The sequence below is a fragment of the Streptomyces sp. Edi2 genome, from assembly GCF_040253635.1.
Classification (GTDB): domain Bacteria; phylum Actinomycetota; class Actinomycetes; order Streptomycetales; family Streptomycetaceae; genus Streptomyces.
Genome location: NZ_JBEJGX010000003.1, coordinates 1,568,609 through 1,589,055, shown reverse-complemented (window position 1 = coordinate 1,589,055; position 20,447 = coordinate 1,568,609). Strand labels below are relative to the sequence as shown.

15 protein-coding genes are annotated in these 20,447 nt (G+C 72.6%); 11 read left to right on the top strand and 4 right to left on the bottom strand.

Annotated features, from left to right (window positions below; genetic code table 11):
* Positions 1-45 precede the first annotated feature (45 nt).
* A complete protein-coding gene (locus ABR737_RS10505; RefSeq protein ID WP_350249910.1) occupies positions 46-2,016 on the top strand; it encodes a bifunctional metallophosphatase/5'-nucleotidase in 1,971 nt (656 codons plus the stop codon).
* A 140-nt stretch (positions 2,017-2,156) separates the two neighbouring features.
* Here the strand turns inward: ABR737_RS10505 and ABR737_RS10500 are convergent, their stop codons facing one another.
* On the bottom strand, positions 2,157-2,825 hold the full coding sequence (locus tag ABR737_RS10500) for a lysophospholipid acyltransferase family protein (RefSeq protein WP_350249909.1): 669 nt from the start codon (positions 2,823-2,825) through the stop codon (positions 2,157-2,159).
* Between the two features lie 307 nt (positions 2,826-3,132).
* Here ABR737_RS10500 and ABR737_RS10495 point away from each other — a divergent pair, with 307 nt between their 5' ends.
* A complete protein-coding gene (locus tag ABR737_RS10495; protein WP_350249908.1) occupies positions 3,133-4,275 on the top strand; it encodes a glycerophosphodiester phosphodiesterase in 1,143 nt (380 codons plus the stop codon).
* A 371-nt stretch (positions 4,276-4,646) separates the two neighbouring features.
* On the top strand, positions 4,647-5,183 hold the full coding sequence (locus ABR737_RS10490) for a GNAT family N-acetyltransferase (protein ID WP_350249907.1): 537 nt from the start codon (positions 4,647-4,649) through the stop codon (positions 5,181-5,183).
* Between the two features lie 112 nt (positions 5,184-5,295).
* On the opposite strand, the gene ABR737_RS10485 is transcribed toward ABR737_RS10490, so the two are convergent.
* Entirely contained in the window at positions 5,296-5,754 is a 459-nt protein-coding gene (locus tag ABR737_RS10485; protein WP_350249906.1) for a hypothetical protein, read from the bottom strand.
* The gene (locus tag ABR737_RS10480; RefSeq protein ID WP_336054751.1) at positions 5,747-6,115 is read right to left on the bottom strand and encodes a hypothetical protein; all 369 of its coding nucleotides are present in this window, start codon (positions 6,113-6,115) and stop codon (positions 5,747-5,749) included. The genes ABR737_RS10485 and ABR737_RS10480 overlap by 8 nt, the downstream gene beginning before the upstream one ends.
* 651 nt (positions 6,116-6,766) lie before the next feature.
* Here ABR737_RS10480 and ABR737_RS10475 point away from each other — a divergent pair.
* From ABR737_RS10475 to ABR737_RS10440, 8 genes are all read left to right on the top strand, one after another.
* Positions 6,767-7,843 (top strand): methionine ABC transporter ATP-binding protein, encoded by a 1,077-nt coding sequence (locus ABR737_RS10475; protein WP_350249905.1) that lies wholly within the window; start codon positions 6,767-6,769, stop codon positions 7,841-7,843.
* On the top strand, positions 7,840-8,574 hold the full coding sequence (locus tag ABR737_RS10470; protein ID WP_350249904.1) for a methionine ABC transporter permease: 735 nt from the start codon (positions 7,840-7,842) through the stop codon (positions 8,572-8,574). The genes ABR737_RS10475 and ABR737_RS10470 overlap by 4 nt, the downstream gene beginning before the upstream one ends.
* A gap of 94 nt (positions 8,575-8,668) precedes the next feature.
* Positions 8,669-9,526 carry a MetQ/NlpA family ABC transporter substrate-binding protein gene (locus ABR737_RS10465; RefSeq protein WP_350249903.1) on the top strand — a complete coding sequence of 286 codons (858 nt, stop codon included), beginning with the start codon at positions 8,669-8,671 and terminating at the stop codon, positions 9,524-9,526.
* A gap of 287 nt (positions 9,527-9,813) precedes the next feature.
* Positions 9,814-10,449: a GNAT family N-acetyltransferase gene (locus tag ABR737_RS10460; RefSeq protein WP_350249902.1), complete on the top strand. Its 636-nt coding sequence runs from the start codon at positions 9,814-9,816 to the stop codon at positions 10,447-10,449.
* A 172-nt stretch (positions 10,450-10,621) separates the two neighbouring features.
* Positions 10,622-11,842, top strand: coding sequence for a precorrin-6y C5,15-methyltransferase (decarboxylating) subunit CbiE (gene cbiE, locus ABR737_RS10455; protein WP_350249901.1), 1,221 nt, complete (start codon positions 10,622-10,624; stop codon positions 11,840-11,842).
* A gap of 236 nt (positions 11,843-12,078) precedes the next feature.
* Entirely contained in the window at positions 12,079-16,482 is a 4,404-nt protein-coding gene (cobT, locus tag ABR737_RS10450; RefSeq protein ID WP_350249900.1) for a nicotinate-nucleotide--dimethylbenzimidazole phosphoribosyltransferase, read from the top strand.
* A gap of 166 nt (positions 16,483-16,648) precedes the next feature.
* Positions 16,649-17,881, top strand: a complete 1,233-nt coding sequence (gene cobA, locus ABR737_RS10445; RefSeq protein WP_350249899.1) for a uroporphyrinogen-III C-methyltransferase — start codon at positions 16,649-16,651, stop codon at positions 17,879-17,881.
* Between the two features lie 57 nt (positions 17,882-17,938).
* Entirely contained in the window at positions 17,939-18,754 is an 816-nt protein-coding gene (locus ABR737_RS10440) for a TrmH family RNA methyltransferase (protein ID WP_350249898.1), read from the top strand.
* Between the two features lie 289 nt (positions 18,755-19,043).
* Here ABR737_RS10440 and ABR737_RS10435 read toward each other — a convergent pair whose 3' ends face one another.
* The gene (locus ABR737_RS10435; RefSeq protein ID WP_350249897.1) at positions 19,044-20,399 is read right to left on the bottom strand and encodes a serine/threonine-protein kinase; all 1,356 of its coding nucleotides are present in this window, start codon (positions 20,397-20,399) and stop codon (positions 19,044-19,046) included.
* Positions 20,400-20,447: the final 48 nt, after the last annotated feature.

Sequence of the window (20,447 nt, the reverse complement as noted above, 5' to 3'; positions counted from 1 at the left end):
CTCCCGTCGTCCCCCTACGGACGGCTCGTTCAGGAGAGTGACGCAGTGCGCGACATCGGACGACGCTCCTTCCTCACCGCCGCGGGGGCCCTGGCCACCGCGAGCGCCATCGGAAGCAACGCCTACGCCACCGGCCACGCCCGCGACGCGGCCACCGCCGACGAATACGTCGACGTCCAGCTCCTCAACATCACCGATCTGCACGGCTACCTGCAGGGCGCCCCGGGCGCCAACTCCCTCATCACCGGTGCCGGCGGGAAGACGTACACCGTGGGCGGCGTGGCCTATATGGCCGCCCACCTGGAGCGGCTGAGAGACGGCCGCGACAACTCGCTCTTCTTCGCCCCCGGCGACCTCTTCTCCGGCTGGGAGTTCGACGCCTCCTCCTTCGCCGACGAACCCACCATCGAGGCGCTCAACGCCATGGGCATGGACTTCGCCTCGACCGGCAACCACGAGTTCGACAAGTCGGCGGCCTTCCTGACCTCGCACATGGGCGACGGTGACGCCTTCCCGGTCGTCGGACGGGACGACGACTTCAAGGACTCCACCGGGCGCCGCTTCGAGGGCGCGAAGTTCCCCTACTACTGCGCCAACATGGTGTGGAACGCGACCGGCGAGCCCGTACTGGCGCCGTACAACATCGAGTACGTGGATGCCGGGCAGGGCCGCCGGCTGGCGATCGGCTTCATCCATCTGACCGCCATCGGCACCGAGTCGTTCCCCGGCTCCTACCAGCCGGGACTGCGCACCCTGGACGAACTGGAGACCGCCAACCGCTGTGCCGCGGAGCTCAAGAAGCGCGGCGTCCATGCGATCGTGCTCAGCATGCACGACGGCGCGGTGGCCGGCAGCGACTTCTCCAGCGGCAAGAACCCCTCGGGACCCGCCTACGAACTGGCGCTGCGCGTCTCGCCCGACATCGATGCCATCGTCACCGGCCACTGGCACCGCGCCTTCACCATGATGCTCCCCGACCCCAACGGCGACCCCCGCCCCTTCGTCGAGGCCGGCTGCTACGGGCAGATCATCAACGAGATCAACCTCCGCCTCGACCCGGACACCGGAGCGGTGATCCGGGAGCTGACCACCTCCACCAACCACCCCAACACCCGCGATGTGACGCCGGATCCCGAGCTGCGCTCGATCGCCGGCTACTGGGCGGACTACGCCTCCCGCCGCGCCCGCACCAAGATCGGCACCCAGACCGCCTCCTTCACCCGGCGGCGCAACACGCTGGGGGAGTCCACCATGGGCAACCTCGTCGCCGACTGGGCGCTGTGGGCGGGCCGGCAGCCGCACGGCCCGATGGACGACCCCGCCGACCACCCCAACACCCCCGCCGACCTCGCCGTGATCGCGGTCGCCCCGCGCGTCGGCCAGGCGCTGATCGCCGGCGACCTGATCCGCAACCAGGAGACCGACGGCACCCTCACCTTTGCGCAGGCCTGGAACTCCGTGGGCTTCGGCGACCCGATCCTGACCGTCACCGTCACCGGCCGGCAGATCCATGACGCGCTGGAGGAACAGTGGGCGCCGACGGCCGGCGGCGGGCTTGGCTTCTCACCGCTGGCGGTCTCCGGAAACGTCCGCTACACCTTCGACGCCGCGGGACCGGTCGGCCGGCGGATCGACCCCGCCGACGTCTTCATCGACGGCTCCGCACTCGACACCGGCCGCCGCTACCGCCTCGCCGCCCCCTCGTACACCCTCATCAACCAGGACGGCTTCAGCGCCTTCACCGGCTTCACCGCACCGGTCCGGCACACCCGCGACTACGAGAGCTTCATCTCCTTCGTCCGCACCAAGAAGCAGCTCACGCCCGCACCGTTGAACCGGGTGCGGGTCAAGAACGCGGGGGTGCCCGGCGCCCGCACCGGCACCGTCACCCAGCGCCAGCAACTGCTGCAGGCCGACGGCAGCGTGGTACCGCGGCCCGAGGCGGCGCTGCGTACGGCGCTGACCGGCGGCGCCGAGGGCCAGCGCGCCCCCGGCGGCTTCCGGGTGCCCTGCTGATCCGGGGCGGGCCGGGTGCCTGCTGACCCCGGGCGGGCCGAGTGCCTGCTGCCCCCCCGGGGGGAGCACCGCACGCACCGCACGCACCACGGGCCCCGTCCGGAAATCGGACGGGGCCCGTGGTGCGGGTGGAGGGCAGGTCAGGCGGCCCTGGCCTTGGTGGCGTAGATGTCGACGTACTCCTGGCCGGACAGCTCCATCACGTCGCTCATCACCTCGTCGGTGACGGCCCGCAGCACATAGCGGTCGCGGTCCATGCCGTCGTAGCGGGAGAAGTCCAGCGGCTCACCGAAGCGCACCGTCACCGGGGCGATGCGCGGGCGGCCCTTGCCGCCGGGCTGCACCTTGTCCGTGCCGATCATCGCGAACGGGACGACGGGCGCGCCGGTCATCAGGGTGAGCCGGGCGATGCCCGTACGGCCGCGGTAGAGACGGCCGTCGGGGGAGCGGGTGCCCTCGGGGTAGATGCCGAAGACCTTGCCGTCCTCCAGGATCCGGCGGCCGGTCATCAGCGCTGCGACCCCGCCGTGCCCGCCGTCGCGGTCCACCGGGACCATGCCGGTGCTGGTGAAGAACCAGGCCATCAGCCGGCCCTTGAGGCCCTTGCCGGTGACGTACTCGTCCTTGCCGATGAAGTACACCGGGCGCTTGACCAGCAGGCCCAGGAACAGCGAATCGATGAAGGTGACGTGATTGCCGGCCAGGATCACCGGTCCGGTCGCCGGAATGCGCTCCATGCCCTCAACCTTCGGGCGGTACAGGACACGCATGACGAATCCGAGAATCGCCTTCAGCACAATGCGGGACAACGGGCCCTCCGGGTCGCGACTGGTCAACGTCAAGCGGGCGCAGAACTCTGCAGCCCAGGACAATACTCGCGGGTCACTCCCGCTCGCACGCCGGGTTCACGAGGTCGATACGCACAGTTGACCCACGGTTGACGTGTGTTTCCACCATGTTCCCCCCTATGTTGGTGGGCGTCTCCCCGGCATGACCCGTCCGTGCTTACGATCAGCCTGGTTCCGTGGGCCGGTGTGCAACACGCCTCACCGCACGCCGGAAAACACCCGGAAGCACCTGGAACAAACAAAAACACCTCGGACAAGGAGCGTGGGCATGCACAAGCGGCAGCAGCCGGGACGACGGACGGTACTGGGGGCCGCGGCGCTCGGCGCGGGAGCGGCGGTATTCGGCGGAGCCGGCCAGGCGAGCGCGAGCGCCCGTGCCCGGGAGGGCGCGCCCCAGGAACTGCCGGTGCCGCTGATCGTCGGCCACCGCGGCGCCAGCGGCTACCGCCCCGAGCACACCTTCGGCTCCTACCAACTCGCCCTCGACATGGGCGCGGACGTCATCGAGCAGGACCTCGTCCCCACCAAGGACGGGCATCTGGTCTGCCGTCACGAGAACGACATCACCGCCACCACCGATGTCTCCGCGCACCCCGAGTTCGCGGACCGCAAGACCACCAAGACCGTGGACGGGGTGAAGCTGACCGGCTGGTTCACCGAGGACTTCACGCTCGCCGAGCTCAAGACCCTGCGCGCCAAGGAGCGCATACCGGGCACCCGCCAGCACAACACCCTCTACGACGGCGTGTGGGAGGTGCCGACCTTCGAGGAGGTCCTGCAGTGGGCCGAGCGCGAGGGCCGCAAGCGGGGCCGCCGCGTCTGGCTGCACATCGAGACCAAGCACCCCACCTACTTCCGGAAGCTCGGCCTCGGCCTGGAGGAGCGGCTGGCCAAGGCGCTGCGGGCGCACGGCCGGCACCGGAAGAACTCCCCGAACTTCCTGCAGTCCTTCGAGCCGAGCAGCATCCAGCGCCTGGACAAGCTGGTCGACTGCCCCAAGGTGGTCCTGCTGGGCACGCTCAAGGACCAGCCCTGGGACTTCACGGTGTCCGGTGACCCGCGCACCGTGGCCGACCTGGTCAAGCCCGAGGGCCTGAAGTGGCTCGCCGGCTTCGCCCAGGGCATCGGCCCGGACCTGACCGTGATCATCCCCCGGGACGCCGACGGCAAGCTCGGCAAGCCCAGCTCCGTGGTCAAGGACGCGCACGCCGCCGGACTGGTGCTGCACCCCTACACCGTCCGCAACGAGAACACCTTCCTGCCGACGGACTTGCGCCGCGGCACCGACCCGAACGCCTACGGCGACTCCCTGCCCTTCTTCAAGGCGCTCCTGGGCACGGGGATCGACGGCCTGTTCTCCGACAACCCCGACACCGCGCTGCTGGCGGCCGCGGAGTTCCGCAAGGGCTGACCATCGGGGCCCGGCACGGCCTCGGTGCGGCCCCTTCGCGTCGGACCGCCGACGTGACGGAGTCCGGACCGGCACCACCTCCCCTGCGCTCTCCTCCGACTGCACTGACTCCCCAGCACTCTCATCTGAGTTGGGAATGTCACAGGAGAGCTCGGTGCCGGTCCGTTCCGTCTGCCCCATATGCCTGCGCAGAATGCTCGCGGCGGAGATTGCCGCTGCCACATACCGGGGAACCCGGAAGAAGCAGTGTCAGCCACGTCAGGGCGGCGACGGGTACCCCACGGCGCCGTCCGTCAGGGCACATCGTTCCGGGCGCACCCTCTCACCCTCGGCGCCCGGACCAACGAACCGAATAGGGGAGGCATACGCGCATGGGCACGAGCGTGACCATCTCTGCGGCGACCGACCAGGACGCCGAGCAGATCCTCAAACTCCAGTACCTCTGCTACCAGCAGGAAGCCGCGCTGTACGACGACTACGGCATCGAACCGCTCACCCAGACGCTGCAGGCGCTGCGCGCCGAACTGGGCGAGGGCTGCGTCATGGTGGCCAGGCTCGGCGAGGAGGTGGTCGGGTCCGTGCGCGGCACGGTCGACGAGGACGGCACCGCGCGGATAGCCAAGCTCATCGTGCACCCGCGGATGCAGCGGCACGGCCTGGGCGGGCGGCTGCTGGACGCCGTCGAGGCGCGGCTGGCGGCCGAGCGGTCGGCCACCCGCTACCGCCTGTTCACCGGCCACCGCAGCGAGGGCAATCTGCGGCTGTACCGCAGCCGCGGCTATGCGCCCGTGGGCACCGAGCAGCGCACCCCCCGGCTGAGCGTGGTGACGCTGGAGAAGGAGCTCCGCACGGAGGCCGTGGGGACGCCCGCCGAACCGAGCCAGGGGGAGTTCGCCGCCCAGGCGTGATGCAGCCCGGGCGTGAAGCCGCCCCGGCATGAGAAAGGGGGGTGTGGCTCCCGGCCGCGCGGCCGGGGCCCACACCCCCCTTCCGGCCTTCCGGCTCCCTGGGGGGACGCCCTCAGGCGGCGGGCTGCTCTGTACGGGCCCGGCGCAGCCACAGCAGGCCGGTGACGGGCAGGATGACCGGAATGAAGAGGTAGCCCATGCCGTAGTCCGACCAGACCGTGGCGTCGGGGAAAGCGGACCGGTCGAGCAGCGTCCAGGTGCCGATGCCGAGCACCCCGAGCAGTTCCAGGGCACAGCAGGCGATCGCGGCCCGGCGGGCGCCCTCACCCCCGCGCACCAGCGAGAAGGTGATGAACCCGTAGACGACCGCGGAAACCGCCGAGAGGCTGTATGCCAGCGGAGCCCGGTCGAACTGGGCGATCAGCTGGTAGAGCGAGCGGGAGGCGGCCGCGACGGTGAAGATGCCGTAGAGCGTGACCAGCAGGCGCCCGGGGCCGGTGCCCAGGGAACGCCTCGCCGGGGCGGTCGCCGCGGTGCCGTCCGCCGCCGTGGTTGCCGTGGTCTCAGGCACTGCCGCCTCCCCAGATGTCGAACAGCCGCACTTCCAGTACCGCCAGCACCACGGCACCCGCCGCGACGGTGGCCGAACCCCAGCGGGTGCGCTCCGAGAGCGACATGAACCCGGTCGCGGGCACACAGGCGGCCGCCCCGAGCAGATACGAGACAAAGAGCGCGGTGCCCTTGTCCGGTGCCGCTCCACCCGCCAACTGCACGCCGGCAACGACCAGTTGGACCAGTCCGAGAAGCGACACCAGGGCCATGCCGATGAAGTGCCAGTCCTTGGTCGGCTGGTCGCGGAAGGCGGCGAAGCCGCACCAGGCGGCGAGGGCGAGAGCGGTCACCGCGACCGCGATCGTCAGCGCGTCGATCACCGCGACCTCCGGGCCACGTGGCTGCGCGCCGTGGGGTTGTGGGGCATGGGGCGATGCTAATCGGCGGCGGGCGGGTGGCGGCGTCCGGCCCCACCGTGGCCGGCCGCCCGGCGGCGGAAACCGCGGGGGCGATGACCTCGGGACCGGACCGTGGCGTTGGCCACAACCCACCGGGCGGAAGTACTGCCCGGGGGTGTCCTCGCCCCTACGCTCCCTCCGGCATCCGCGCAGGCCACGGCCGGATCGGTGGAGGTCACCCGCGTCCCGTGCGGCCCTGTCCACGGATTGATCAGGTGTGTCCGCCATGCGGACTGGCTTGATCCGGCCATCCCGCTGTCTGGTTTACTTGCCGCCATGACCACGACGAGCAACCGCACCCCTGCGACCGAGGCGTACCTGACGCCCGGTGCTCGTTGCATGTGTCGAATGTGTGACCGCTGAGGGCCCCCGCCTGAGCCTCGCGCCCCGAAGCGAGACCCTGCCATGAGCCGTACGTCGGACTCCCGACGCCCCCGGCCGCCCCGCGTCACCGGAACCCGGAGCCGGGCCCCGCGCCCGCCGCCGCTCCCCGTTCCCCTCTGCCGCACTCGCAAGAATGCCCCGTGCCCGGCGGGCGAGCCGCCGAGCACTCGACAGTGACGGAATTCCCTAGTGATCACCACAACGGGCCTGACCAAGGTCTACCGTTCAGGAGACCGCGAAGTCACCGCCCTGGACGGCGTCGATCTGCACGTCCGCGAGGGCGAGGTGTACGGCGTCATCGGCCAGAGCGGCGCCGGAAAATCCACCCTCATCCGCTGCCTCAACCTCCTGGAGCGCCCCACCTCCGGCACGGTCACCGTCGCCGGCCAGGAGCTGACGTCCATCGCCGGGCGCGGCAAGCGCGCCGGCGCCCAGCTGCGTGCCGCCCGCAGCCACATCGGCATGGTCTTCCAGCACTTCAACCTGCTGTCCTCGCGCACCGTGCAGGACAACGTCGAGCTGCCGCTGGAGATCCTCAAGGTCGACCGCCGTGAGCGCTCCCGCAAGGCGCTGGAGCTGCTGGACCTCGTCGGCCTCGCCGACAAGGCCAAGGCCTACCCCGCCCAGCTCTCCGGCGGCCAGAAGCAGCGCGTGGGCATCGCCCGCGCGCTGGCCGGCGACCCCAAGGTGCTGCTCTCCGACGAGGCCACCAGCGCCCTGGACCCGGAGACCACCCGCTCCATCCTCCAGCTGCTGCGTGACCTCAACCGCAAGCTGGGCCTGACCATCGTGCTCATCACGCACGAGATGGACGTCGTCAAGACGATCTGCGACTCGGCCGCGCTGATGAAGAACGGCCGGGTGATCGAGCAGGGCACCGTCGCCGAGCTGCTGGCCACCCCCGGCTCCGAGCTGGCCAGGGAGCTGTTCCCGGTCGGCGGCGAACCGTCGGCCGACGACCGCACCGTCGTCGACGTCACCTTCCACGGCTCGGCCGCCACCCGCCCGGTGATCTCCGAGCTGTCGCGCACCTACAACGTCGACATCTCGATCCTCGGCGCCGCCATGGACACCGTCGGCGGCAAGCAGGTCGGCCGGATGCGCATCGAGCTGCCCGGCCGCTTCGAGGAGAACGTCGTGCCCATCGGCTTCCTGCGCGAGCAGGGGCTCCAGGTGGACGTGGCGGATGTTGCGGGCCAGGCGGTCGATGACGCGCTGAGCGTCGTCGCGGCCGGCGCCACGCTGGAGAAGGAAGGTGCCAAGTGACCTGGACCGAGATGCAGCCGCTGCTGTACGACAACACCCTCGACACCCTCTTCATGGTGTGGTGGTCGACGTTCTACGCGGTGCTCATCGGCATCCCCGTCGGTGTGCTGCTGCACCTGACCCAGCGGGGCGCCATCCTGCAGAACGTCGTGGTCAACAAGGTGCTCGGCGGGATCGCGAACATCGGGCGGTCCTTCCCGTTCCTGATCCTGATCGTGGTGCTGATCCCGTTCACCCGCCTCCTGGTCGGCGTCTCGATCGGCCCGACCGGCGCGGTGGTCCCGCTGGCCCTCGCCGCCATCCCGTTCTTCGCCCGGCTGGTGGAGGCCGCACTGCGTGAGGTCGACGGCGGCCTGGTCGAGGCCGCCCACGCCATGGGCGGCGGCACCTGGACCATCATCTTCAAGGTGCTCCTCCCGCAGGCGCTGCCCGCGCTGATCGCGGGCGTCACCACGCTCGTCATCCAGCTGATCGGCTACTCCGCGATCGCCGGTGCGGTCGGCGGCGGCGGCCTGGGCAACCTCGCCTATACCTACGGCTACCAGCAGTACGAGACCTCACTGATGATCGCCACCGTGGTGGAGCTGATCGTCCTGGTCTCCCTCGTCCAGCTGCTCGGTGACCTCGTCGTCCGCCGGCTCGCCGAGCGCGGCACCCGTACCTCCTTCCTGCGGGTCGGCCTGCGCCGCGCCCGTGCCGAGGAACCGGCCGCGGTTACCGAGGCCGCCTGATACCGGAGCACCGCTCCACCCCGCAGCCCGGACCCTTTGCCGGGCGGACATCACGCGTGAACGCGCGCGTGGCAACAAGAAAGAGGCACTCTTCGTGCGCAACACCGTCAAGATCTCCGTCGCCGTAGCCGCCGCCTCCGCCGTCGCCCTCGGCGCGAGCGCCTGCTCGGCCCCCTCCGACACCACCGCGAGCACCGGCAAGGGCGACAAGAACGCCCCCCTCGTCGTCGCCGCGAGCCCCACTCCGCACGGCGCCATTCTCGACTTCGTCAAGAACAAGCTGGCGGCGAAGGCGGGCCTCAAGCTGGTCGTCAAGCCGTTCAACGACTACAAGATCCCCAACAAGGTCACCGACGACGGCCAGGTCGACGCCAACTTCTTCCAGCACAAGCCGTTCCTCGACACCTTCAACAAGGAGAACGGCACGCACATCGTGCCCGTCCAGAACGTGCTCATCGAGCCGCTGGGGGTCTACTCCAAGAAGATCGACAAGCTGTCCCAGCTCAAGTCCGGCAGCACCGTCTCGGTCCCCAACGACCCCTCCAACGAGGGCCGGGCGCTCAAGCTGCTCGCCGACAACGGGGTGATCACCCTCAAGCCCGGCGTCGGCTCCGACGCCAAGCTGACCGACGTCAAGGACGACAAGGGCATCAAGATCACCGAGCTGGAGGCCGCCCAGACCGCGCCGCGCATCGACGACGTCGACGCCGCGATCATCAACGGCAACTTCGCCATCGGCGCCCACCTCAAGCCCTCCACCGACGCGCTCGCCCTGGAGAAGGCGAAGGGCAACCCCTACGCCAACTTCCTCGCCGTCAAGAAGGGCAACGAGAGCGACCCGCGGATCAAGAAGCTGGCCAAGCTCCTGAACTCGCCCGAGGTCAAGAAGTTCATCGAGGACAAGTACAAGGACGGCTCGGTCATCCCGGCCTTCGGCCCCGCCAAGAGCTGACGCCGCCGCTCCTGTCCTGAGCGTTTTTCCCCGCCGCCCACCCTCCTTCGGGGGGCGGGTGCGGACGTGCGGCCGCCCCTGCGCAGGTCACCGGAAGGCGGCCGTCCGCAGGCGTGGCCACCGGGCCCCGGATCCGCGCAGCACGCGGCCGGGGCCCACGCGCGTGCACACCCGCGGGCCGATGCTGCATGCTGGTGCATTCAAGACGGTCAAGACGGCCCGTGACCTCGCGGTCTCACAGCCCGCGACGTTCCGGACACCACAGTCAACGGCGTGGGAGCAGCGGCATGACATCCACCTTTCCGGACATCTCCATCAGCACGGACCGGTTGGTGCTGCGCCCCTTCGAAGAGGCCGACGTGCCGTCCCTCACCGCCATGATGAACGACGAGCTGGTCGCCGCCTGGACCGCGATACCCCAGCCGTACACCGAGGCCGCCGCGCGCACCTGGACCACCGAGAACGCCCCCGCCGAACGGACCTCGGGCCACGGCATCGACTTCGCGGTCACCGAATTCCTCACCCAGCGCCTGGTCGGCGTGATCCAGCTGCGCCACACCGACTGGCGGATCCGCTCCAGCGAGATCAGCTACGTCGTCGCCTCCTGGGCCCGCGGCGAGGGGTATGCCTCCGAGGCCTCGCTCGCCGTCGCCCACTGGCTCTTCCACGACCAGAAATTCGAACGCATCGAATTGCGCACCGCTGCCGGCAACACCGCCTCCCAGCAGGTCGCCCAGAAGATCGGCTGCATCAGCGAGGGCGTGCTGCGCAACGCCTTCATCGTCCGCAGCCGCACCGAGGACGGCGGTTGGACGGACATCCGCACCGATCTGATCGTGTGGAGCCTGCTGCCCGAGGACCTGGACGCGATCCCGGGCGGGCCTGCGGAGGAGAACGCATTTTCCTACCCCGAGTGGAACTGACCCACGCCCGCACTCCGGTCCGTACCTCTCGGGGTACCCTCGGCCTGCCGCGCATCTGCGCGACCCGCGCGGACCAGCGCCCCAGCGGCACCTCACCGGCCTGCGGCCGCCCGCAGCCGGTCCGCCTGCCGCCCCCGCGCACAACCACAGCAGCCCCAGGAGACTGACGAGCATGGCCGACCGGGTCACGGTGATCGGATGGGACGGCTCCGCGCTGGCCGCCGCCGCCCGCTCCGCCCTCGGTGCCGCCACGCTGGTGGCCGGCGCCGCTCACCACCTCGCACTGCCCGAAGTCCCGCCGAACGCCGAGCGGATCCGGCTCGGCAGCGTGACCCTGGCAGCCCGCCGCATCGCCCAGCACCGCGGCACCGCCGTCGTGCTCGCCGACGGCGACCCCGGCTTCTTCGGCGTCGTACGCACCCTGCGGGCACCCGAGCACGGCCTGGAAGTCGAAGTGGTACCGGCCGTCTCCTCCGTCGCCGCCGCCTTCGCCCGGGCCGGAATGCCCTGGGACGACGCCCAGGTCGTGGTCGCCCACAGCCGCGATCTGCGCCGCGCGGTGAACGTCTGCCGCGCCCACACCAAGGTCGCGGTGCTCACCTCGCCCGGCGCCGGGCCCGCCGAACTCGCCCTGCTGCTCGGCGGCGTCCACCGCACCTTCGTCATCTGCGAGGACCTGGGCACCGAACGGGAGCGGGTGACGGTACTCACATCGGACAAGGCCGCCGATCATGTCTGGCGTGACCCCAATGTCGTCATTGTCATCGGGGGTTCGCCCGGCGGCGCCGCGGCCCAGGGGACCGGCTGGATCGCCGGCCGCGAGGTCGGCTATCCGACGGGCGCGCGCGGCTGGGGACTTCCGGCCCGGGCCTACGGCGGCGCCCTGGGCGAGGGCGAGTCCGTCCAGCTGCGCACCGCACAACTCGCCCGCCTCGGGCCCCAGGTGGGCGACCTCGTCTGGGACATCGGCGCGGGCAGCGGAGCCGCCGCGGTGGAGGCCGGGCGCTTTGGTGCCGCCGTCATCGCGGTGGACGCCGACCCCGACGCCTGCGGACGCACCGCCGCCCTCGCCCGCCGCCACGGTGTCCAACTCCAGGTCATGCACGGGCGGGCGCCGCAGGTCCTGGAGGACCTGCCCGAGCCCGATGTGATCCGGGTCGGCGGCGGGGGAGCGGAGGTCGTCACCGCCTGCGCGGCCCGCCGTCCCGAACGGATCGTCACCCACGCCGCCACCCGCGACGAGGCCGAAGTCCTGGGCCGGGCACTGGCCGACGGCGGCTACGAAATCGAGTGCGCGCTGCTGCAGTCCGTGGACCTGGACACCTCCGTCTGGGTCGAACGCGAGCGGTCCGTGGTGTTTTTGCTGAGCGGCTATCGCGTTCCTCACCCATGACCAGCACGGCAACCCGCGCGAGGTAGGCTGGCGGATCGTTGCGCCGCCGTTCCGCATTCGGCTTCGTACACCAATATCCGGAAAATGCCGTGGTTTTGGCCGAATATGAAGCTCTGGAGAGCGGACGTGCCGCGAGGCGTGCTCGCTCGTTCTAGCTATCGGGGCGTCGGCGCGCCCCGGTCGAGCGCGTCGCACGAGCGGTTGGAAGGAGCACTACCAATGGGCGAGGGGTACGCATGACCGACACCGGCCAGGTCCCGGGCGAGGGACAGCCGGAGAACGCAGGCGGACATCCCGGGCAGCCGCAGCCGGCGGCCGCTCCCTCCCCTGCCGACGCCGGACCGACGGAGCAGCCGGGCATGGTGCCCCCTCCCGGCGCCTACCCCTATGCCGACCAGGCCGACGGCGTCGTCGAGGACGACGATCTGCTGCTGATGCCGGGTGCCCAGGGCGCCTGGAGCGAGCAGTCGGCGGCCCAGCCGCTCCCGCAGCCGCAGGAGACCCACCAGGGTCCCGGCCTGCAGCAGCAGCCGTACGACGCGACCGCCCAGGGGGTCGCCGGCTCCGAGCCGATGCCCGCCCAGGCCGGTGACCACGAGAGCGGCGGCCGGGACTCCGGTTCGGTCGACCTCAGCGCGGTCCGTATCCCGCAGCCCGCGGCGCCGCAGCAGTCCCGCGCCGCGGCGCCCGCCACGCCCCCGCGCCGTCCGCTGCACATGGGCCCGCCCGTCCCCGACGCGACCGGCGGAGTGGTCCGTTCGCTCGCCGACCGCGGACCGGCCGACGCGCCCGCGCAGCCCGCCGGCAGGCACGCGGGACCGCCCACCGGCGGACCCGAATACTTCGATGCCCCGGCCGGGGCGCCCGAGGCCATCGTGGGCGAACAGTCGTCGGCCGACGCGGGCCTGCCGTACGCCGAGCAGCCCTTCGGGGAGGCGGCCACGGCGGAGCAGGGCCTTGCGGGGGCGTCCTACGCCGGGCAGCCGCACGGCGAGCAGCCCTATGCCGGGCAGCCGTATGCCGAGCAGTCCTACGGCGGACAGCCCTACGGTGGGCAGGCCTACGGCGGTCAGTTGTCCGCCGAGCAGACCTATGGGGCCGCGGGCCAGGGCCCGTTGCCCGGCCCGCAGCTCGGCGAGATCCCCTCGCAGGTGCCGTCGTGGAACGAGGCCGCGGCCCAGGCCACGGCATCGGCCCCCCTTGCAGAAACGGTCGCCCCCGAGGCGCTTGTCGCACCCGAGGCGCCCGTCGCCCCCGTCGCCGAGCCCGCGCCGCCCGTCCCGCAGGACACGGTGCCGCCCGTGGAGCCGCAGCCGATGCCGCTGCCGGCCGAGGGCGCAGCCGCGGCCGGTGATGTCGCGGCCGTCGCCGCGGAGGCCGCCGGCGTCGCCGATGCGGTGCAGGAGGCGCCGGACGTGCAGGCCGCGGCCGAGGCGTCGGCACAGCCGCAGCCGCAGCCGCAGGACGTGGCTCCGGACGTCCTGCCGGATACGGCCGTGCCGGGTATGGAGGAAACAGCCGCGGTGGAGACTCCCGCGCCGGAGGCCGCCGCGCCTGAGGCCGCCGTACCGAACGTGCCCGCATCGGATCTGCCCGCACCGGACGACTCCGCCGTGGCCGCCCAGCAGTCCGGGACGGCCGCCGCCGAGGCCCTGCAGCAGCCCGCGGACCAGGACAGCCCTGCCGGAACCGGAGCTGAAGCCGGAGCCGAGCCCGAGCTGCCGGTGCAGTCCGCCGGGGACCCGGGCCCTGCCGCGGACGAAGCCGTCGCCGCCGCCCAGGCCGGGGAGCCCGTCGCAGGGGAGCCGGTTACGGGGGAGCCCGTCGCCGCACAGCCGTTGGCGGATGTCGCCGCCGACCAGGCCCCGGCCCCGGCACCGCAGGACGAGCAGAGCGCTTACCTGGAGCAGCCTGTCGACGCCCCCGAGGAAGCTCCCGCAGAGGCCGTGGACACCATCCCCGCCGACGCCGACGCCGACGCCGACGCCGACGCCGTCTCCGCCGAGGCCACCGGCACCGACGTCCCCGCTTCCGAGTCCGCCGTCGCCCCGGCCCCCGGCACCGGGCCCCAGGACCTCGTCGGTCAGCCCGTCACCGAGCAGGGCGCGCCCCTGGAGCAGGCGGTCATAGAGCCGCCCGAGGCGCAGGAACCGGCCGCCGGAGAGCCACAGCCCGGTGCCCCCGTGGACGACGCCGCCGGGCAGCAGACCGCGGAGGTGTCTGCACTGCAGGACGCCCCGCAGGCCGCGGACACCGCCGTCGAGGAGCAGCCCGAAGGGGCCGGTCCCGACGCCCCCGACCGGCTCGGCGAGCCGGACGCCCCGACGGCCGAAGCGACCCCGGACACCGGCCCCGCCGCGGACGCGCCGGCCGACGAGCCCGCCGGAACTGCCGCGACCACGGACACCGCCGACACCGCCGAGACCGACGAGATCTCCGTGACCGACGAGCCTGCCGCTACCGACGAAACTGCCGAAACTACCGGTACCGACGAAGCTGCCGGGACCGACGAGACCGCCCCGACCGCAGAGACGGCCGGGCCCGCAGAGACGGCCGTCCCCACGGACACCTCCGAGCCCCAGGCCCCCGAGGACCTGCCCGCCGACGCCCCTCCCGTAGCCGTCCACATCCCGGCCCAGGCCTCCGGCGAGCCGTCCACCGCGGACGCCCCGGCCCCGCAGGCCAAGGCCGACGAGCCCCCGACGGCCGGGCCCGCGCCCGACAGCGCCCCCGCTGCCGACGCCCCCGCCGACGAGACGCCTCGGCAGCAGGACGAGACGCCTCAGCAGCAGGACGCCGCCGCGCTCGTCCAGCTCGGCGACGACCTGCCGCATGCGGCAGGTGAGCAGCCCGCCGAGGTGCCCGAGGGCTCCGGCCCCGAGGCGCCCGACGCAGCCGATCTGCCGTCCCCGGCCGCCGGGTACGACGACTCCGAGCGGGCCGCCGTGCACCGTGTGATGCGCGAACGCCGCGACATCCGCAACGGCTTCCTCGGCGACCCGATCCCCAACGAAGTCCTGCTGCGCGTCCTGGAGGCGGCGCACACCGCCCCCAGCGTCGGCCACTCCCAGCCCTGGGACTTCGTGGTCATCCGCTCGGACGAGACCCGCGAGAAGATGCACCAGCTCGCGGCGTCGCAGCGGGAGGCCTACGCCAAGTCGCTGCCCAAGGCGCGCGCCAAGCAGTTCCGCGAGCTGAAGATCGAGGCCATCCTCGAGACGCCGGTGAACATCGTGGTCACCGCCGACTCCACCCGCGGCGGCCGGCACACCCTCGGCCGGCACACCCAGCCGCAGATGGCCCCGTACTCCTCCGCGCTCGCCGTCGAGAACCTCTGGCTCGCCGCCCGCGCCGAGGGCCTGGGCGTCGGCTGGGTGAGCTTCTTCGACGAGCGGGAGATGGTCCGCGAACTGGGCCTGCCCGAACACCTCGAAGTCGTCGCCTACCTGTGCATCGGTTACGTCGACGAGTTCCCGGAGGAGCCCGAGCTGCTGCAGGCCGGCTGGTCCAAGCGGCGCCCGCTGTCCTGGGTCGTCCACGAGGAGACCTACGGCCGGCGCGCGCTGCCCGGCGAGAGCCCGCACGACCTCCTCCAGGAGACCCTGCAGGGCATCCGGCCGCTGGACGCCAAGGCGCTCGGCGAGGCCTGGGAGCGGCAGAAGCGGATGACCAAGCCGGCCGGGGCGCTGGGCATGCTGGAGATCATCTCCGCGCAGCTGTCCGGACTGTCCCGCAAGTGCCCGCCGCCCATCCCGGAGCCGGCCGCCGTCGCGATCTTCGCCGGTGACCACGGGGTGCACGCCCAGGGCGTGACCCCCTGGCCCCAGGAGGTCACCGGCCAGATGGTCGCCAACTTCCTGGGCGGCGGCGCGGTCTGCAACGCCTTCGCCAACCAGGTCGGCGCCGAGGTCTGTGTCGTGGACGTCGGTGTCGCGAGCGACCTGCCCGCCACCCCGGGCCTGCTGCCCCGCAAGGTGCGCGCCGGCACCGACGACTTCACGGCCGGCCCGGCGATGACCCAGGAGGACGTGCTCAAGGCGATCGAGGTCGGTATCGACACCGCCCGTGACCTCGTCGCGGCCGGCAACAAGGCGCTGCTCACGGGCGAGATGGGCATCGCCAACACCACCACCTCCGCCGTGCTGATCTCCGTCTACACCGGCGTCGACCCGGTCGAGGTCACCGGCCGCGGCACCGGCATCAACGACGAGACGCACGCCCGCAAGGTCGATGTTGTCCGCCGCGCCCTGGAGCTGCACCAGCCCGACCCGGCCGACCCCATCGGTGTCCTCTCCGCGGTCGGCGGCCTGGAGCACGCCGCCCTCGTCGGACTGATCCTCGGGGGCGCCTCGCTGCGTACGCCGGTGATCCTCGACGGGGTCAGCGCCGGCGCCGCCGCCCTGGTGGCCCGTGCCATCGCCCCCGAGGCGCTGGCCGCCTGCATCGCAGGACACCGCAGCGCCGAGCCGGGCCATGTCGCGGCCCTGAACAAGCTGGGCCTGCGCCCGCTCGTCGACCTCGATCTGCGCCTCGGCGAGGGCACCGGCGCCCTGCTCGCGCTGCCCGTGGTGCAGAGCGCCGCCCGCGCCATGCACGAGGTCGCCACCTTCGACTCCGCCGGAGTCACTGAGAAGAGCTGAGCGGGGCGGCCACCGTCCCCGCATGACCCCCGGCCCGCAGCCCCATAGGCTGTGGGCCGGGGCCGTACCGCCGTCCCGGGCCGTCCCTCGCACCAGCCGCTCCAGAGCCGCAGCGGCTGAGCCGGTCGCCGAACCCCGCAGCATCCGCACAAGGAGCCGTACCGCCATGGCCGATCACGCCGCCGAACACGCCGCCTACCCCGTCGGACTGCGGCTGTCCGGCCGCCGGGTGGTCGTCCTGGGCGCCGGGCAGGTCGCCCAGCGCCGGCTCCCGACCCTCGTTGCCGCGGGCGCCGAGGTGCTGCTGATCTCGCCGTCCGCCACCCCGTCCGTCGAGGCGATGGCCGACGCCGGCGAGATCCGGTGGGAGCGCCGTTGCTACCGGGACGGCGACCTCGCCGAGGCCTGGTACGCGCTGATCTCCACCGACGACCCGGAGGCCAACGCCGCCGCGTCCCGGGAGGCCGAGGACCGCCGGGTGTGGTGCGTACGCTCCGACGACGCCGAGGCGGCCACCGCCTGGACCCCGGCCACCGGCCGCAGCGAGGGCGTCACCGTCGCCGTGCTCACCGGCCGCGACCCCCGCCGCTCCGCCGCCGTGCGCGACGCCATCGTCGAGGGCCTGCGCGACGGCAGCATCGCCGCCCCGCACCACCGCCGACCGCACACCCCGGGCGTGGCGCTGGTCGGCGGCGGACCCGGCGACCCCGACCTGATCACCGTCCGCGGCCGCCGGCTGCTCGCCGAGGCGGACGTGGTGATCGCCGACCGGCTCGGCCCCCGCGACCTGCTCGCCGAACTCCCGCCGCACGTCGAGGTCATCGACGCGGCGAAGATCCCCTACGGCCGGTTCATGGCCCAGGAGGCCATCAACAACGCCCTGATTGAGCACGCCAAGGCCGGCAAGGCCGTGGTCCGGCTCAAGGGCGGCGACCCGTTCGTCTTCGGCCGCGGAATGGAGGAGGCCCAGGCGCTCGCCGAGGCCGGCATCCCCTGCACGGTCGTCCCCGGCATCTCCAGCACCATCTCCGTGCCCGGCGCCGCCGGCATCCCGGTCACCCACCGCGGAGTCGCCCACGAATTCACCGTCGTCAGCGGCCATGTCGCCCCCGACGACGAGCGCTCGCTCGTGGACTGGCCGTCGCTCGCCAAGCTGCGCGGCACCCTCGTGGTCCTGATGGGCGTGGAGAACAGCGGCGCCATCGCCGCCAAGCTCATCGCACACGGCAGGCCCGCCGACACCCCAGCCGCCGTCATCCAGGAAGGCACCACCGCCGCCCAGCGCCGGGTCGACGCCACTCTCGCCACGCTCGGCGACACCGTACGGGCCGAGGGCGTCCGTCCCCCTGCGGTCATCGTCATCGGCGACGTCGTCACCGTCGCCCCCGCCCCTCTTTAGCTAGCCGGTCCCGGACGCGGCATTGGCACCCCGACACCGACAAGGCACTCTCTTCCCGTGGCAGAAATCATCACCGTCGACGATCCGGACGACCCCCGGCTGGCCGACTACACCGGCCTGACCGACGTCGAGCTGCGGCGCCGGCGCGAGCCCGCGGAAGGGCTCTTCATCGCCGAGGGCGAGAAGGTCATCCGGCGCGCCCGGCAGGCCGGTTACGAGATGCGCTCCATGCTGCTCTCGGCCAAGTGGGTCGATGTGATGCGCGATGTGATCGACGAGGTCCCGGCGCCGGTCTACGCCGTCAGCCCGGACCTCGCCGAGCGGGTGACGGGCTACCACGTCCACCGTGGCGCGCTGGCTTCCATGCAGCGCAAACCGCTGCCGGACGCCACCGAACTCCTCGCCGGGACGCGGCGCATCGTCGTCATGGAAGCGGTCAACGACCACACCAACATCGGCGCGATCTTCCGCAGCGCGGCGGCCCTCGGCATGGACGCGGTGCTGCTCTCCCCGGACTGCGCCGACCCGCTCTACCGCCGCTCGGTCAAGGTCTCCATGGGCGCGGTGTTCTCCGTGCCGTACGCCCGCCTGGAGAGCTGGCCCCGGGACCTGGCCGCCGTACGGGAAGCGGGCTTCACCCTGCTCGCCCTCACCCCGGCCGAGAAGGCCACCGGCATCGCCGAAGCCGCTCCGCACACCCTGGAGCGCGCCGCCCTGATGCTGGGCGCGGAGGGCGGCGGTCTGAGCACCGGCGCCCTGCGGGCCGCCGACGAATGGGTCCGCATCCCGATGGCACACGGCGTGGACTCGCTCAACGTCGGCGCGGCCGCCGCGGTGGCGTTCTACGCGGTGGCGACGGGCCGGCCGGCTTAGGGCAAGGCCTGCGGCCCGTCAGGGTGCGGCCACTTCGCGTCCGGTCAGTTCGCCTGGCTGTCCTGCCCGGTCAGCCGGCCGATCGGCCGGTCCGGGCAGTCGGCTCGCCCCGGCTGATCGGCCACCTCCCGGCAGCCCCGTCCGCCCATGGGGTACCGCCCCGAAAGCCAAAGGAATTCCGCACCGAATCCCGCGGGACGCCGAATTCCCCGGGAACTGCCCCCGCCCCCACACGGGAATACCGCCCCGCGCCCGCCGCGTTGAGGCCCCGAGGGGGCCTCCGCACCCCTTAGGGGTTCTGTTCCCCCACCCCGTAAGGCCCCTCCGCACCCCCGGACGAGGCAACCGTCCCCGGCCGCTGCACGCCGAGCCCGTGGGCCGGCCCCTGGCACCCCTGGGCCGCCGCGATGCCGAGCGCCACCAGCAGGGTCACCACCACGAACACAATGACGCGCTGGCGCAGCAGCCGGCGGTCGGGGCCGGGCCGGCGCCCGCCCGATGTCGTACGTACCGGGGCGCGCTTGCCGCCCGTTCCCGCGGGCCGTGCGGCCGGGGCGCGTCGCACCGTGCGTCCGCCGGGCTTCCGCGGGTTCTTCCCCGCGGTCGGGGCCGGGCCGGACGGCCGGGAGACCGCGTCGTGCGGAGCCGGGGGGCGGGACGGGTGCGGACGCGGCGAGGAGTTGCCGGCCGTCCGGCGCTCGGTGCGCTGGCGGGCGTACTCCTCGGCACGCTGCCCGGTCGGCCGGTCCGAAGGACGGCGCTCCGCGCGCTGCCAGCCGGCGCCCGCGCCCGCGCCGTTCTCCAGCGGTCCGCCCGACGGGCCGTGCGCCTCACGGGCCGCGATCTCCTTGAGGCGCAGCGACAGCGACAGCGTGCTGGGACGGTCCGCCGGATCCTTGGCCAGGCACGAGGCGAGCAGTGGCGCCAAGGCGTCCGGCACCCCGGCCAGCTGTGCCTCCTCGTGGACCACGCGGTAGAGCATGACCTCCGAACTTCCCTGCCCGAAGGGGGAGTCCGCGGTACAGGCGTACGCGAGGGTGGCGCCCAGCGCGAAGATGTCCGTCGCCGGTGTCACCGCGGCCCCGCGCACCTGCTCCGGCGCCAGAAACCCCGGTGAGCCGACGGCCGTACCGACATGGGTCAGCGTGCTGGCGCCGGTCGCCCAGGCGATACCGAAGTCGATGATCCGCGGGCCCTTGGGCGACAGCAGGATGTTGGAAGGCTTCAGGTCGCGGTGCACCACACCCGCGTCATGGACGGCCAACAGCCCCTCGGACAGCGCGGCGCCGACGGCCGCGACCTGCGCCGGGGACAGCGGGCCGCCCTCGTTGACCTTGTCGTGCAGCGAGGGCCCCGGGACGTACTGGGTGGCGAACCAGGGGCGGTCCGCGTCGAGGTCGGCCGCGACCAGCCGGGCCGTACAGCCGCCGCGGATCCGCCGGGCGGCCGAGACCTCCCGCGCGAACCGCGAGCGGAATTCCTGATCCTCCGCCAGGTCCGGCCGGATCACCTTGAGCGCCACCCGCTGCCCGCGCTTGTCCGAGCCGAGATAGACCACGCCCATCCCGCCCGCGCCGAGCCGGCGGTGCAGCCGGAACGTCCCGACGACACGCGGGTCCTCGCGTCGGAGCCGCATCATCGCCATGTCCGTCCCCTACCTGCGGTGGGGAGCCCCCTCCGCTGCCAACCGTCT